General features: G+C 46.5%; 12 protein-coding genes and 1 pseudogene. 10 read left to right on the plus strand and 3 right to left on the minus strand.

Annotation, left to right across the window (positions count from 1 at the left end):
- Positions 1–78: 78 nt before the first annotated feature.
- Positions 79–450, plus strand: a complete 372-nt coding sequence (locus tag BGI33_RS08280; RefSeq protein WP_257379371.1) for a hypothetical protein — start codon at positions 79–81, stop codon at positions 448–450.
- 76 nt (positions 451–526) lie between these two features.
- Here BGI33_RS08280 and dsbD read toward each other — a convergent pair whose 3' ends face one another.
- Positions 527–2,386 carry a protein-disulfide reductase DsbD gene (gene dsbD / locus BGI33_RS08285; protein WP_100090872.1) on the minus strand — a complete coding sequence of 620 codons (1,860 nt, stop codon included), beginning with the start codon at positions 2,384–2,386 and terminating at the stop codon, positions 527–529.
- A gap of 154 nt (positions 2,387–2,540) precedes the next feature.
- Positions 2,541–3,314 carry a GTP cyclohydrolase FolE2 gene (folE2, locus tag BGI33_RS08290; protein ID WP_100090743.1) on the minus strand — a complete coding sequence of 258 codons (774 nt, stop codon included), beginning with the start codon at positions 3,312–3,314 and terminating at the stop codon, positions 2,541–2,543.
- Positions 3,315–3,571: 257 nt separating this feature from the next.
- Between folE2 and BGI33_RS08295 the strand changes: the two genes are divergently transcribed.
- From BGI33_RS08295 to BGI33_RS08305, 3 genes are read left to right on the plus strand one after another with little or no spacing between them, the layout of a single operon-like run.
- Entirely contained in the window at positions 3,572–4,729 is a 1,158-nt protein-coding gene (locus BGI33_RS08295; protein WP_100090744.1) for a trans-sulfuration enzyme family protein, read from the plus strand.
- Between the two features lie 20 nt (positions 4,730–4,749).
- Positions 4,750–5,538: a J domain-containing protein gene (locus BGI33_RS08300; RefSeq protein WP_100090745.1), complete on the plus strand. Its 789-nt coding sequence runs from the start codon at positions 4,750–4,752 to the stop codon at positions 5,536–5,538.
- Positions 5,539–5,585: 47 nt separating this feature from the next.
- The gene (locus BGI33_RS08305; protein ID WP_100090746.1) at positions 5,586–6,362 is read left to right on the plus strand and encodes a ferredoxin--NADP reductase; all 777 of its coding nucleotides are present in this window, start codon (positions 5,586–5,588) and stop codon (positions 6,360–6,362) included.
- A 137-nt stretch (positions 6,363–6,499) separates the two neighbouring features.
- Here the strand turns inward: BGI33_RS08305 and BGI33_RS12925 are convergent.
- Positions 6,500–6,586 (minus strand): annotated as a pseudogene (locus BGI33_RS12925) (GTP cyclohydrolase, FolE2/MptA family); the annotation flags it as partial.
- Positions 6,587–6,666: 80 nt separating this feature from the next.
- Here BGI33_RS12925 and BGI33_RS08310 point away from each other — a divergent pair.
- From BGI33_RS08310 to BGI33_RS08335, 6 genes are all read left to right on the plus strand, one after another.
- Positions 6,667–7,083: a DciA family protein gene (locus BGI33_RS08310; RefSeq protein ID WP_100090747.1), complete on the plus strand. Its 417-nt coding sequence runs from the start codon at positions 6,667–6,669 to the stop codon at positions 7,081–7,083.
- Positions 7,084–7,862: 779 nt separating this feature from the next.
- Positions 7,863–8,132 carry a hypothetical protein gene (locus BGI33_RS08315; protein WP_100090748.1) on the plus strand — a complete coding sequence of 90 codons (270 nt, stop codon included), beginning with the start codon at positions 7,863–7,865 and terminating at the stop codon, positions 8,130–8,132.
- Positions 8,133–8,443: 311 nt separating this feature from the next.
- Positions 8,444–8,977, plus strand: coding sequence for a hypothetical protein (locus BGI33_RS08320; protein WP_100090749.1), 534 nt, complete (start codon positions 8,444–8,446; stop codon positions 8,975–8,977).
- 367 nt (positions 8,978–9,344) lie between these two features.
- A complete protein-coding gene (gene secA / locus BGI33_RS08325) occupies positions 9,345–12,011 on the plus strand; it encodes a preprotein translocase subunit SecA (RefSeq protein ID WP_100090750.1) in 2,667 nt (888 codons plus the stop codon).
- Positions 12,012–12,279: 268 nt separating this feature from the next.
- Positions 12,280–13,056, plus strand: coding sequence for a ferredoxin--NADP reductase (locus BGI33_RS08330; protein WP_100090751.1), 777 nt, complete (start codon positions 12,280–12,282; stop codon positions 13,054–13,056).
- 112 nt (positions 13,057–13,168) lie between these two features.
- Complete coding sequence (locus tag BGI33_RS08335; protein ID WP_100090752.1) at positions 13,169–14,086, plus strand: lysine exporter LysO family protein; 918 nt, start codon at positions 13,169–13,171, stop codon at positions 14,084–14,086.
- Positions 14,087–14,108 lie beyond the last annotated feature (22 nt).

Below are 14,108 nucleotides of genomic sequence, written 5' to 3' on the forward strand. Positions count from 1 at the left end.
AAAAGCCGGAAAAAATTGGAAAATAGATAATCAAATACCCTGCCATAAGCAATATGGCAATAGAAGAAGGATATCACAGTGAGATTTGATGGCGTCATTGATGAGTTGGCGGCAACTAAAGGTGTCATGGCGTGTGCTGTCGTGGATTATGAAAGCGGAATGTTTATAGATGGTGTCAGCCCGTCAGGAATGGATCTGGACATTCTGTCTGCCGGCAATACCGAAATTGTGCGTTCGGAGGTTAAGGCAATTGCCCGCCTGTATGGTCAGGACAATAACGAAGATGCCATAGATGATATTCTCATCAGTTTGCATAAACAGTATTATTTATTGCGGCCGATGAAGAATGTGAAGGGCGTATTCATGTTTATGGTGCTCGACCGCACAATCGCCAATCTGGCGCTGGCACGACGTGCGCTGAAAGTGGCCGACCGCCATTATCGTGACTGAATACAATTAAACACAAGTTGCCAGTATAGTTGGCTCTCTGTGTAATAGCCTCCTTGTATACAAGGAGGCTATTAATTTATTGCACTTTCTGAATCTGTTTGTCATACCAGCTTAACAGTTCCGATGCCGGTACATAGCCAACCAGTGGCTGGCTGCGATAGCCGTTACTGTGAACCACAAATAAACCCGGCGGGCCGTATAAACCATATTGTTGCATCATCCGTCGCTGTGCTGGGGTGTTATTGGTGACATCAATCTGTAAAAATCGTTCCTCTTCAATCACCCTCCTGACGGAAGCTTTGCTTAAAGTAAATGCAGTCATTTCCTTACAGGAAATGCACCAGTCTGCATAGAAATCCACCAGTACCGGCTTATCCGGATTATCATCAAACAGTTGTTGCATGGCCTGACTCAATTGTTCCGGCTCTTTGAAATAGCGGCCAAAATACTGATTGTTTGGCGGCGTCAAAGTTAGAAAACGGTGCAGAGGTGTGGCATAGTTCACTACACTGGCCGCCACAAAAAAAATTCCGCCAGTCAGAAACAGTACACCGGCTACCGCATTAAACCAGCGCTGGCGTCCCTGTGAGTGATACCACTGCCAGCCCAGATAAAGTGCTGGTACCAGCATAAGCAGGGTATAAATAGTTACCACCAGATAGTAATGCAGAAACGGAGTGGCAATATAAGTAGCCGCCCCTAGCAGCATCAGCCCGAACAGGTATTTCACACCAGTCATCCAGCCACCGGCTCGTGGCATAATGTGAACACCGAATACCGAAATCAGAATCAGTGGAATGCCGGTACCCAGTGCCATCACATACAGTGCCATACCGCCCAGCGTAGCATCACCACTCTGACCAATATAGCCAAGGGCAAAAGCCAGAGGCGGCGCCACACATGGGCCGACAATCAGCGCTGACAGCGCGCCCATCACCATTACAGACAGCAAATGTCCACCGCGAAAACGGCCACTGACACGCTGAAAGTAAGACTGCCAGCGTGTGGGCAATTGAATACTGTACAAATCAAACATCGATAGAGCCAGAATCACCAGTATGGCCGCTGCGGTCAGTACTACCGTCGGCTGTTGCAGCCAGCCTGTCAGAAATGACCCCGTACGCGCCGTGACAATACCCACAATGGTGTAAGTAAAAGCCAGTCCCTGCACATATACAAACGACAGTACAAACGCCCGCCATTTAGTTGCTTTCTTGCGTGAACCCATCACAATAGCCGACACAATCGGTAGTAGCGGATACATGCATGCAGTCAGGCTCAGACCCATCCCGGCAATAAAAAAGGTCATTAAATTGGTAATCAGCGTTGCCCGAGAGAGTTGAAACAAACTATCGCTACCGGAGCTGCCAGACCACGCAGCTGGCGGTTTTTTTTCGCGTGGCTTGGTGAAAGTATCCACATCCGGCTGGCCATGCAATGGCTGGGAAGCAATAGAATATTTGCCGGTACGGCTGATGGTTAACGTATTTTCCACCGGCGGATAACAGATACCCGCTTCGGCACAGCCCTGATACGACAGGGTTAACTGATACGGGACAGTTTGTGCACCTGCACTGTAGCGCCAGAGTACATCAGCATGGTTATAATAAACCTGCTGCGTACCAAAAAACTCATCATGTTTCTGTGTGCCTGACTGGACAAACTGTGCAGCGTCAAACAGACCTTCTGGTTTGGTAGAAACCTGAATTTTATTCTGGTAGAGATAATAGCCTTTAGCAATAACAAAATGTACCCTAACATCCTGATCATGAACAACTAATTGCGGTACAAAAGCCTGCTCTGGTGACAATGGCTTGCCATTGTCATCAGCGGCGAATGCAGTTTGGTTCAGCCCAAATAGCAAAACCAGTAGCAGAAATAACAGTTTTAACAGGGAAACCGTGCAGGCACGCAAGCGAGAAGAAATGTGATACATAAATGTCACAGTAAACAGTGTAATTTCAACCTGAACAACGAACAAAGAGAATGACTACCAGCAAAATCGTACAGGGTAGCCATTCATCTCCCCTTAATCTTTCTTGACCTTATCCATATAAATACAGATAAAGCTTAAGTCTGAATATGTCAGTTTACGGGTATTGTATCAGCGCATAGGCAGAATGATTATGAATTGATTCAAAATTTTCACTTTCCACTGTAAAAGACTGAATGCGGGCATCGGCTTTCAGCGCCGTGGCTACATCTCGTACCATGTCTTCAACAAATTTCGGATTATCATAAGCATATTCAGTAACAAATTTTTCATCCGGCCGCTTCAGCAACCCGTATAGCTGGCACGAACCCTGCTGCTCCACCAGATCAATAATTTCTTCAACCGCCATCGCCTCGGTAGATGTCAGCGTAACCGTGACATGTGAACGCTGATTGTGCGCCCCATATGCCGAAATTTCCTTGCTGCACGGACACAGGCTGGTTACCGGAATGATTACCTGCAAGCTATGCTGATAAACACCATCATTAATTTCACCACTGAGCATCACCTCATAATCCAGCAGGCTGGAAATAGCAGTTACCGGTGCCTGTTTGCGCCGGAAAAAAGGAAAGCGCATACTGATTTTACCCGCTGTTGCCTGAAGTTTCTGCAACATATCAGTGGTTAGCTGTTGGAGTGCTACAAAATCAATGCTGCCATGCTGTGCTTGCATTAACTCGATAAAACGCGACATATGCGTGCCTTTCTGCTCGGCTGGCAGCGATACAGTCATGGTTAAATCAGCTACAGTATGCTGTTCACCGGCAGCGCAGATAATACTCAGCGGCAGCCGCAAGCCCTTCACACCAACCTGATTGATTGGCATATTGCGTTTATCAACACTGCTTTGCACATCAGCAATAATGTCCATTCTGATGGTTTTCCTCGCGAAACAAATCTGAATCCAGCCAGACCGGCATAATAAAACCACACAAACCGGCGGCATATAAGACATAAAATTATACTTTATGGCTTAATTCCGAGCAAATCAGTCGGAATTAGTAATGAAGAAACAGCATACTGCCTGATAAGCGGTGTGCGTGCTAAACTAGACATCCTCAATGCAAACGCCCTCGACGGTATAAACAGCTGCCTGAACAGCATAACCAGTAACATATCGGAGAAAATATGAAATTTGCCACACAGACCATTCATTCCAGTTACCAGCCGGAACAACATAACCGTGCTCTGATGCCACCGATTTATCAGAACAGCATGTTTGCCCTGCATGAAATTGGTGAAAATATTCCGTTTCGTTATGCGCGTATCTCCAATCCCACACGGCAGGTGCTGGAAGATACAGTAGCCGAATTGGAAAATGGCTGTGCTGGCTTTGCCTATGGTAGCGGGATGGCCGGAATTGATGCCGTATGGCGTACTTTTCTGCGCCCGGGCGATACCATTGTTGCGGTTGCCGATATTTATGGTGGTGCCTACGATCTGCTGACGGAAGTATATGCACAGTGGGGCGTTAACGTCATTTTTGCCGACCTCACCAATCCGGCCAACCTCGACCGCATACTGGCACAGACCAAAGTGAAAATGGTGTGGCTGGAAACCCCGAGCAACCCGCTGCTGCGTCTGATAGACATCGCAGAACTGGCAGCCAAAGCCAAAGCGGCCGGTGCCATCGTTGGCATCGACAATACTTTTGCCACCCCCTATGTACAACAACCGCTGAATCTGGGCGTGGATATCGTGTTCCATTCCGCTACCAAATACCTGTGCGGCCATTCTGATGTGCTAATGGGCATTGTCGTGGTTAAAGACCCGGCACAGGCCAGATTACTGCGTGCCATGAGCACCAACACCGGGGGCGTGGCCGGCCCGATGGATTGTGCACTGGTATTACGCGGCATCAAAACATTGGTTGTGCGCATGGATCGGCATCTGGCCAATGCAGCCGAGCTGGCCAAACGTTTGCAGCGGCATCCGGCAGTAGAAAAAGTGTTTTACCCCGGCCTGCCCGAGCACGAACACCACGATATAGCCTGCAAACAAATGCAGCATGGTTTTGGTGGCGTGGTATCAATTTATCTGCGCCACAACAGCCGCGAAGCAGCCAACAGCGTGATTAAAAACCTGCGCCTGATTCGTATGGCTGCCAGCCTCGGGGGCGTAGAAAGCCTGATTAACCACAGTGCCAGCCAGTCGCACAGCGGCATGAGTACAGAAGTCAAAGAATCTCTGGGCATTCGTGAAGGCCTGCTGCGTATTTCTGCCGGTATCGAAGACATCGAAGATATCTGGGATGATATCAACCATGCACTCAATACCTTGATTTAACCTGTGTAAGTGAAAAATCCGTGCACAACTATTACGACGTATTAAATGTTGCTCCGGGAGCGTCCGACGAAGTGATTCGTGCGGCCTATCGGGCTTTATCACAAAAATACCATCCTGACCGCAATCCACATAATCCACAGGCGCACCAGCGCATGGCCGAAATTAACCAAGCCTATGCCGTGCTCTCCGATCCAGAAAAGCGCCATCATCATGATGTGTGGATTGCACGACAAAGCCTACAGGCTCGCTTGTCACCGGCATTGCTCTCACGCAGGCAAACCCCGTTTGCGCCGCCGGCCTTATTGCCCAATCATGAAGACAAAATAGTTGTTCTGCATGAACATGGCCATGGCTGGTTGTGGATAGTGGGTATCGCCATCCTGATTGCCATGGGCGGCGTCTGGTGGCGACTGGCGCATCCGCCAGTAGATAATACCCCGGCACAAACACAAAGCGGCATACCGGTGCCAGTGGCACCCAATGGTCAGCTTTTCCCGCTTAAGGCTGCCTATGTTTCCGGCTATCCGATTCTGCGCCAGCGCGGTAATAACACCATTGTGGTACATGCCACATCCTTGCAATCGCCGGTATTTGCCCAATTATACGAACTGCACGCCGGTAAATTTACCGCTATACGTACCTTTTACATACCGGCGGGCGAAACCTTTACCCTGCATAAAATCGGTGATGGCAATTTCAGCCTGCAATACCAGCGTATCAACGATGGTAAATGGGCAGTGAGCGATGGTATTGAAATCAGCAATACCGAGGCCAGCCGAAAATATCAGGATATCGATATCAGACTGTAAACCAATACCGCCACCGGCCAGCCGGTGGCATACACAGGAATAACTGCATGCAGGCTGCCGCAGAAGCCAAATTCACCGAAGAAATCGTATTATGGGTTAAGCAGCATACCCCGAAACTGCTGACCTTTGCCATTACCCGGCCAGAAGCCTATCGTTTCAGTGCCGGCCAGTTTTCGCGTCTGGGCTTTCGTGACGGAGCAGGATTTATCTGGCGTGCCTATTCCATCGTCTCTGCCGAATATGCAGAAACGCTGGAATTTTTTGTAGTATTGATTGAAGAAGGGTCAATGAGTGCCCGACTGGCACAACTACAGCCCGGCGACCATATCCTGCTGGACAAAACCGCTTTTGGCTTTTTACTGCCCGGCAGATTTACCGATGGTGATCAGCTGGTGATGCTCAGTACCGGCAGCGGCATAGCGCCATTTTTGTCCATGCTGCAACAGCCGGCTGTCTGGGAGCGCTTCCAGCATATCGGGCTGGTACATTCCGTCTCTCATGCCAGCGAACTGATTTTCAGCCAGCATATAAACGACTTAATCCACCACCCCCTGATTGGCGAATATACCGGCAAACTGTCCTACCAGCCGGTAGTTACCCGCGAAAGCGTAGCAGGGGTGCTAAACCAGCGTCTGCCACAGTTATTGCAAAATGGCACACTGGCAACAGCATTAGGCCTGACTTTTACCCCTGCGCAGACCCGCTTTATGTTGTGCGGCAATCCGGCCATGGTGGCAGACACCTTTAAGGCTTTGCTTGATATGGGCTACAGCATGCACCGCAACAGAACACTCGGACAGATTATCATGGAAAACGGCTTTTAAATGGTTGTGTATCACCATCTTCATACAAAGTTTTCCACAAGCTGCCTTTTATTTACTGTCTATATGTCTTGATATTGCGCTAATGGCTGCTTGCACAAATTACCATTGATTTTTCAATTGAATTTATATTTACAAGTAGCTATCAGTGTAACCGTGACATGTGAGCGTTGATTATGCGCCCCATACGCAGAAATTTTCTTACTGCACGTACACAAACTGGTTATAAGGGTAAACCATAGCCATTGTTATCGGGTATAAAGGTAAATACCCTGATGTTATTAATAATCTACGTTAGTATACCGGTATGAATCTGAATCGTTTTGGCAAGAAAAATGCCCAGCTTAATCAGTTGCTGACACAATCAGCACACTGGCAACGTTTGAGCACCTGCCTTAAACAGGAGCTACCGGCCAGCATGCGTGCCCATTTCAATGTAGCCTGTGTGCGCGACGGCTGTGTAGTGGTGATTGCCCATAATAGTATGGCCGCCTCACGCTTACGCATGGTATTACCAGCCTTATTACCGCAACTACAGCAAATTGATGCCACAATCGAAAGCGTAAAAATTAAAGTACAGCCGCTAGAATCGAAGCCCGAGGCAGTTAAGCGTGCCAGTTTAAGCCCTGTAGCACGTGGAGCCTTGGCACGCTCGGCACAGGCTTTAACCCATCATCCCGAGCTGGCGGCAGCGTTACGCCGCCTAAGTGAAAAAAACAGTTAGACTGATATTTGTGTGTGCTGATGATAACACTTTACCAATTAAAAATCTGACCGCAGCAAACCATAAAGTTGTTGAATAATAACGAATTGGTATTCAGTGAAACATGCCAAAAATGAAAAATCCCAATCAGACCAAATATATTAATTTATTTAACCCAATTTCAATTACTTATTGCTTCTATACCTAAAACCTCTTTTTCCCCTAATGAGTTACCGATAGTAAAATTGAGACAGCTCTAAAATATATTCGCGAATACAAATACATAGTACTTTGGGTATGGTTATCAAAGTAATATTTTAGTATCCAGTTTTGCTAGTTTTATTATTAAGCAGAAAAAGTATAGCTTAATCAAATGGAAGCGTAATATGAAATTCTTTTATACAAAAGACTCGAATACAAGCAAGAAAGTTACTTACCAGATTGTTGATATGATTTGCAAAGAAGAGAAGAAATGTTTAAAGAAAAATTAGCGGTCGATGAGGACAGGACTCATAAAAAAAACAACAGTGTTTAGAAGAATTTCAACCAACACCTACAATTACTTTATTAGATACAGGCGCATCAATTGAAGAGTTTGCTAATACTATGAATCTTACAGTGACATAAGTTGAGGTGATTGTTAATAAAATATAATAATATTTATTATGATTAGTTTTTGGTATTCCACACTACAACGGTTTTGCTGAACTTTAATTTATTAATTTTTATTTGAAATGCTGCTGCTAATGTTGTATATTTACAAACGCTTATAAATGAATTGCGAAAATAGGAGGAATTAAATGGCAATGTATCTTATTTCATACGATTTAATCAAAAATAAGGATTATAAAAAATTATATGAAGCAATAATGTCATATCAACAGTATGCTCATATTACTGATTCTCTCTGGGCTATAGTTTCGAGCAAAAAAGCAGTAGAAATCATAAATTTTTTAACAAAGTATATAGATAATGATGATGTATTATTCGTTTGTGAAATAAACGGTGAAGCTGCTTGGCTTAATTTAAATAAAGATGTTAGTGACTGGTTAAAAAAAATGTATAGTTAAATTTTGACGTGAGCTGTAAAGCTCACTTAAATATGAAAATTCTGGATTCAATTTAAGGTCATTATTTAATGTAATAGCGACTTTCCCATATAACAGTCTTAAAATAGAAAGAATATCTGATACAACAAGTGAAGTTATGATTTAGCTTGAACCACTACATATGGTGCATCAAGCACTAGCAGCGATTTAAAAATATTAAATGATATTTGAATAAAATATATTTACTATTTAAGCAAGTCTAACTCAGTATAATAGACTGTCTTTCTGATTAATACCCACATAATTCAATTATTATCATTCAGAACAGAAATATGAGAATACCGCACAAACTCTTATGCAGCTTATTACTTATATTTAACTTATCTGCATGGGCGCAGACCACAAAAACAAATACCACAGCAGAAACACAATTTGAAGCAGCGCTATTATGCAAAAGCGCACCTATTGACGCACGTGATTCAGATATAACTACACAGCTTAATAAACAAAAAATTACAGTAAAAAATCTCGACAAAGACGGCCTCATTAATCTGGAATATCGCTTTACCAAACCGCTACAGATTGCAAATGCTTCAGTTTCTGTTGTTCGATATCTGGGCGATAGCGGTTCATACTTTTTTGCCGTAGCCAAAGGAGATATGGCCACATTTGCCAAATCTATTGATGCCAAACCCGTACCGGTTCAGTTAAAAGAGACTCTTTCCTGGGGCGATATAAACCAGTATTATCAACATACAACTGACGTAACTGCTGATAACCCCTATCCAGACACTATTCTTATCGGACGAGACAAAACTTCGAAACAGGGTGAATTTTATTTTGGCTGCTTACGATTTGATTATTAATCATTTAAAAAACCGTAACAATAACATAGCCTTGTAGCTAAACTTAACCATTCTCAATATCTTTTAACCACATCACTATCTGTATCTTGAATAATTATCCGCATTGCAGATGATATTTTTTATATTGACACTGCTGTATTAACCACAGCAGCAACAGCATCTTTTACCACAGACAGCGCTTGGAAAAAACAGTTTCACCTTTATATTAGCCACCATAAACAGCAACCTATAACTTCAAACCGGTTTCTGATTGCCCATAATTGACACACGCATGCAAACAGCCATACAGCAGAGTAGACGCTTGTGTTAAAATTCCCCATTTCATGCTTACTTTTTATTGCGCCTGCTGGTGCCGGACTATTGATTTATGTTGAAAAACTTAGCTAAAAAAATTCTCGGAAGCCGCAACGACCGGCTTCTGAAACAATATCGTAAAGAAGTATCCAAAATCAATGCGCTCGAACCAAAAATTCAGGCACTGAGCGATACCGAACTACAGGCTAAAACTGCTGAATTCAAACAACGTCTGGCTGATGGCGAAAAACTCGACAACCTGCTGGTAGAAGCCTTTGCTGTATGTCGTGAAGCCAGCCAGCGTATCCTTGGCATGCGCCACTTTGATGTTCAGCTCATCGGGGGCATGGTACTGCATCACGGCAAAATTGCGGAAATGCGTACCGGCGAAGGAAAAACACTGGTAGCCACCACCGCCGTCTATCTCAATGCACTGGCCGGCAGAGGCGTACATGTCGTTACCGTAAATGATTATCTGGCTGCACGCGACGCCAGCATCATGCGCCCCCTATACGAATTTCTGGGCATGACAGTTGGTATCATCGTCAGCAACATGGATCATGAGGATAAACAAGCCGCTTATCAGGCCGATATTACCTACGGCACCAACAACGAATACGGCTTTGATTACCTGCGCGACAACATGGTGCGCGACCTGAGTGAAAAAGTGCAGCGTGAACTGTCATTTGCCGTAGTCGATGAAGTCGACTCCATCCTCATTGACGAAGCGCGTACCCCACTGATTATTTCCGGTCAGGCCGACGATAACGTCACCCTGTATCAGGTAATGAACCAGATTCCGCCACAACTGATTGCACAAAAAAGCGAAGAAGGAGAGGGCGATTACTGGGTAGACGAAAAAGCACGTCAGGTTGTCCTCAGCGATCAGGGGCATGAACACGCCGAACAGATTCTCAGCAGCATGGGGCTGTTACAGGAAGGCGATTCCCTGTATTCCGCCACCAACATCATGCTGATGCACCACCTGATGGCCGCATTGCGTGCCCATACCCTGTACCAGCGCGACCAGCATTACGTCGTACAGAACGGCGAAGTAGTGATTGTTGACGAATTTACCGGCCGCCTGATGGCCGGCCGGCGCTGGTCTGATGGCCTGCATCAGGCAGTAGAGGCCAAAGAAGGCGTAGAAATCAACAAAGAAAACCAGACACTGGCTTCCATCACCTTCCAGAACTTCTTCCGTCTGTACGACAAACTGGCCGGCATGACCGGTACAGCCGACACCGAAGCATTTGAATTCCAGAATATTTATGGTTTGGAAACCGTTATCATCCCGACAAACCGGCCGATGGTACGCAAAGACCTGAACGACCAGATTTACCGTTCCAGCGAAGAAAAATACGAAGCTGTTGTAGCCGATATCAAAGAGCGCCATGCCAAAGGCCAGCCAATATTAGTTGGTACCACCAGCATCGAAAATTCCGAGCTGGTGTCCGCCTTACTGAATAAAGAACATCTGCAACACAATGTTCTCAATGCCAAAGAACACGCGCGTGAAGCCGACATCATTGCTCAGGCCGGCCGGCCGGGCATGATTACCGTCGCCACCAACATGGCCGGCCGTGGTACCGACATCGTACTTGGCGGCAACATCAAGCCACAGATAGATGCCATCAATGCCGATGACAGCCTCACCGAAGCAGCTAAAGCAAGCAAAATCGATACACTGCAACAGCAATGGCAACGCGACCATGATGCCGTGATTGCTGCCGGGGGTTTACACATTATCGGTACCGAACGCCATGAAAGCCGCCGTATCGACAATCAGTTGCGTGGCCGTGCCGGCCGGCAGGGTGATGCCGGTTCCAGCCGCTTTTACCTGTCATTTGAAGACCCATTACTGCGTCTGTTTGCCCTTGACCGTGCCACCGCCATTCTTAATCGTCTGGCTCCTGAACGCGGCGTAGCCATAGAAGCCGGCATGCTCAACCGTCAGATTGAAGGCGCGCAGCGCAAAGTGGAAAACCGCAACTTCGACATGCGCAAACAGGTACTTGAATACGACGACGTAGCCAACGACCAGCGTAAAGTGATTTATCACCAGCGTGCCGATATTCTGGCCAGCAACGACATTGATGGTCTGATGCAGGAAATTCGCCATGATGCCATCGTTGATACCGTAGACAGCTTTATCCCGCCAGACAGCATGGAAGAGCAGTGGGATATTTCCGGCCTCGAGCAAAAACTGGCCGCCGATTATCACATCGATGTTGCCATCAGCGACTGGCTCAAAGAAGACAACAGCCTCGACAACGAAAGCATTTGTAAACGTCTGCTCGACATCGTCGAAAAAGATTATGCCCACAAAGTCGAGCTGGTTGGCATTGATACCATGCGCCGATTTGAACGCGATATCATGCTGCAAATCATTGATAGCCGCTGGCGCGAACATCTGGCCGATATGGATTACCTGCGTCAGGGGATTCACCTGCGCGGCTATGCCCAGAAAAACCCGAAACAGGAATACAAACGCGAAGCATTTGAAATGTTTCAAACCATGTGGAGCAACATCCGCAATAGCGTTGCCTCACTGCTGATTTCTGTGCAGTTTGAACAGGCGCAGGCAGAAGAGCAGCCAGAAATATCTGCTGCTACCAGAATCGAAGATGAAGATTTTAGCCCCAAAGCCATGGAAGCTCGCGGCATCATCGTACGCCGCAACGACCCCTGTCCATGTGGCAGCGGCCTGAAATACAAATTGTGTCACGGCCGCCTGTAATTCCAGTTAAATCAAAATAATATCAACAGGTTGTCATCAGAATGGCAGCCTGTTGATTTATTTGTACCAGCCGCAGACAAAACACACAAATCAGCTTACATTTATTAAAGTGAATACTCTAAACCCCATTGAACAGCGCATCAAATTGTCTTAAAATTCACACCTTACGCCAGAGGCCAGAGTATAAACTGCCCCAAAACGGCAACAGACAACTGGCGTGTTTTCGGTTTACGCTAATAATACCGCTTTCCTTAACCATGGATAATTAATGGCAGCCTACAACACACAAAAAGTCCTGTCCGTACACCACTGGACAGATGCATACTTCACATTCACCTGCACCCGTGACGAATCATTACGCTTTCAGAATGGCCAGTTTGTCATGATTGGCCTGATGGTAGACGGTAAGCCACTGATGCGTGCCTACAGTATTGCCAGTGCCAACTGGGAAGAAGAGCTGGCTTTTTTCAGTATCAAAGTACAGAACGGCCCATTAACCAGTCGCTTGCAGCATCTGAAAGTAGGTGATGAAGTCCTCGTGAGCAAAAAGCCCACCGGCACCCTGATTGCCGGTGACCTCAATCCCGGCAAAAACCTGTACCTGCTGTCTACCGGTACCGGTTTAGCACCATTTCTCAGTGTTACCAAAGACCCGGATATCTACGAACAGTTTGAAAAAATCATCCTGATTCACGGCGTACGCTACAAAAAAGATTTGGCTTATTACGACCACTTCACCACCGAATTACCCAATCACGAATATCTGGGTGAAATGGTGCGCGAAAAACTGATTTACTATCCCGTGGTTTCCAGAGAAGACTACATTCATCACGGACGCCTGACTGATTTAATGAAATCCGGTAAACTCTTTACCGACATTGGCCTGCCACCGATTAATCCGGCAGACGACCGCGCCATGATTTGTGGCAGTCCGGAAATGCTCAAGGATACCTGTGAAACCCTTAACAGCTTTGGTTTAACCATCTCCCCGAAAATGGGGCAGCGTGGCGACTACGTTATCGAACGCGCTTTCGTTGACCAATAAAGCTTAAATGCATATTCACAGGCAGCCATTGTCACCCAATGTGCTGCCTGTTTTGTACCTGCCGGCAGCCGCAGCCGCCTATTACCCTTAACTTCACCATATAGAACCATCCATGCAAAATTTAATTCCCCTGCTAATCATCCTCATTCCCCTGCTGGCAGGATTTTGCATACCCGTACCAGCGCGTGCCATCAACTGGCTCAACCGCGGCTTAGCATGGCTGGTATATCTAATTTTATTCCTGATTGGCCTGTCACTGGCACAAATCCCCAACCTTAGCGCACAGTTGACTAACATCAGCCTTACCGTAGGCGCATTGTTTACCTGCCTGATAACCACCAATCTGCTGGTATTCATCTGGTTTGACCGCCGCTATCCGTGGCACCTGAACCGACAACAATCAGCCGGCCAGTGCGGTGATATCAGCATTATGGGCAGCTTCAAACAGGTTGGCAGTCTGCTTGTAGGGCTGATAGCCGGCAACTACTTATCTTTTAGTTGGTTAGGCGATCCACAGGCTGCCGTCAACAAAGCACTGCTAATACTACTATTACTGGTAGGCATGCAGTTGCGCAGCAGCGGCATCACTCTGAAACAGGTATTTCTCAACCGCCGTGGCGTTATCAGTGCCGGATTATTCACACTGGCCAGCCTGCTTGGCGGCCTAATATTTGCCCTGATTATGCCTGACATATCCATCAGCAAAGGGCTGGCGCTCAGCAACGGCTATGGCTGGTATTCACTCTCCAGCATCATTATGACTAAGGCCTATGGCGCAGTCTGGGGCAGTATCGCCTTATTCAACGACTTGGCACGCGAATTTTTTGCCCTCATCTTTATCCCCATACTAATGCGCCGCTATCCCACCACCGCCGTCAGCATTGGTGGCGCTACCAGCTTAGATTTCACCCTGCCGGCTATTCAGGCTTCCGGTGGCATTAGCGCTGTTCCTTTGGCCATCAGCTTCGGCTTTATCGTTAATATTACCGCGCCAATACTAATGGTGGTTTTCTCATCATTGCCGTTTTAGCAAAAGATGCTGATTTAAAACA

The sequence above is a fragment of the Snodgrassella alvi genome (genome assembly GCF_002777425.1).
GTDB lineage: Bacteria > Pseudomonadota > Gammaproteobacteria > Burkholderiales > Neisseriaceae > Snodgrassella > Snodgrassella alvi_B.

Coding starts and splice junctions, on each gene's coding strand:
- dsbD (WP_100090872.1), bottom strand. CDS start 2,386: ATGTATCACATTTCTTCTCGCTTGCGTGCCTGCACGGTTTCCCTGTTA.
- folE2 (WP_100090743.1), bottom strand. CDS start 3,314: ATGGACATTATTGCTGATGTGCAAAGCAGTGTTGATAAACGCAATATG.
- BGI33_RS08295 (WP_100090744.1), top strand. CDS start 3,572: ATGAAATTTGCCACACAGACCATTCATTCCAGTTACCAGCCGGAACAA.
- BGI33_RS08305 (WP_100090746.1), top strand. CDS start 5,586: ATGCAGGCTGCCGCAGAAGCCAAATTCACCGAAGAAATCGTATTATGG.
- BGI33_RS08310 (WP_100090747.1), top strand. CDS start 6,667: ATGAATCTGAATCGTTTTGGCAAGAAAAATGCCCAGCTTAATCAGTTG.
- BGI33_RS08315 (WP_100090748.1), top strand. CDS start 7,863: ATGGCAATGTATCTTATTTCATACGATTTAATCAAAAATAAGGATTAT.
- BGI33_RS08320 (WP_100090749.1), top strand. CDS start 8,444: ATGAGAATACCGCACAAACTCTTATGCAGCTTATTACTTATATTTAAC.
- secA (WP_100090750.1), top strand. CDS start 9,345: ATGTTGAAAAACTTAGCTAAAAAAATTCTCGGAAGCCGCAACGACCGG.
- BGI33_RS08330 (WP_100090751.1), top strand. CDS start 12,280: ATGGCAGCCTACAACACACAAAAAGTCCTGTCCGTACACCACTGGACA.
- BGI33_RS08335 (WP_100090752.1), top strand. CDS start 13,169: ATGCAAAATTTAATTCCCCTGCTAATCATCCTCATTCCCCTGCTGGCA.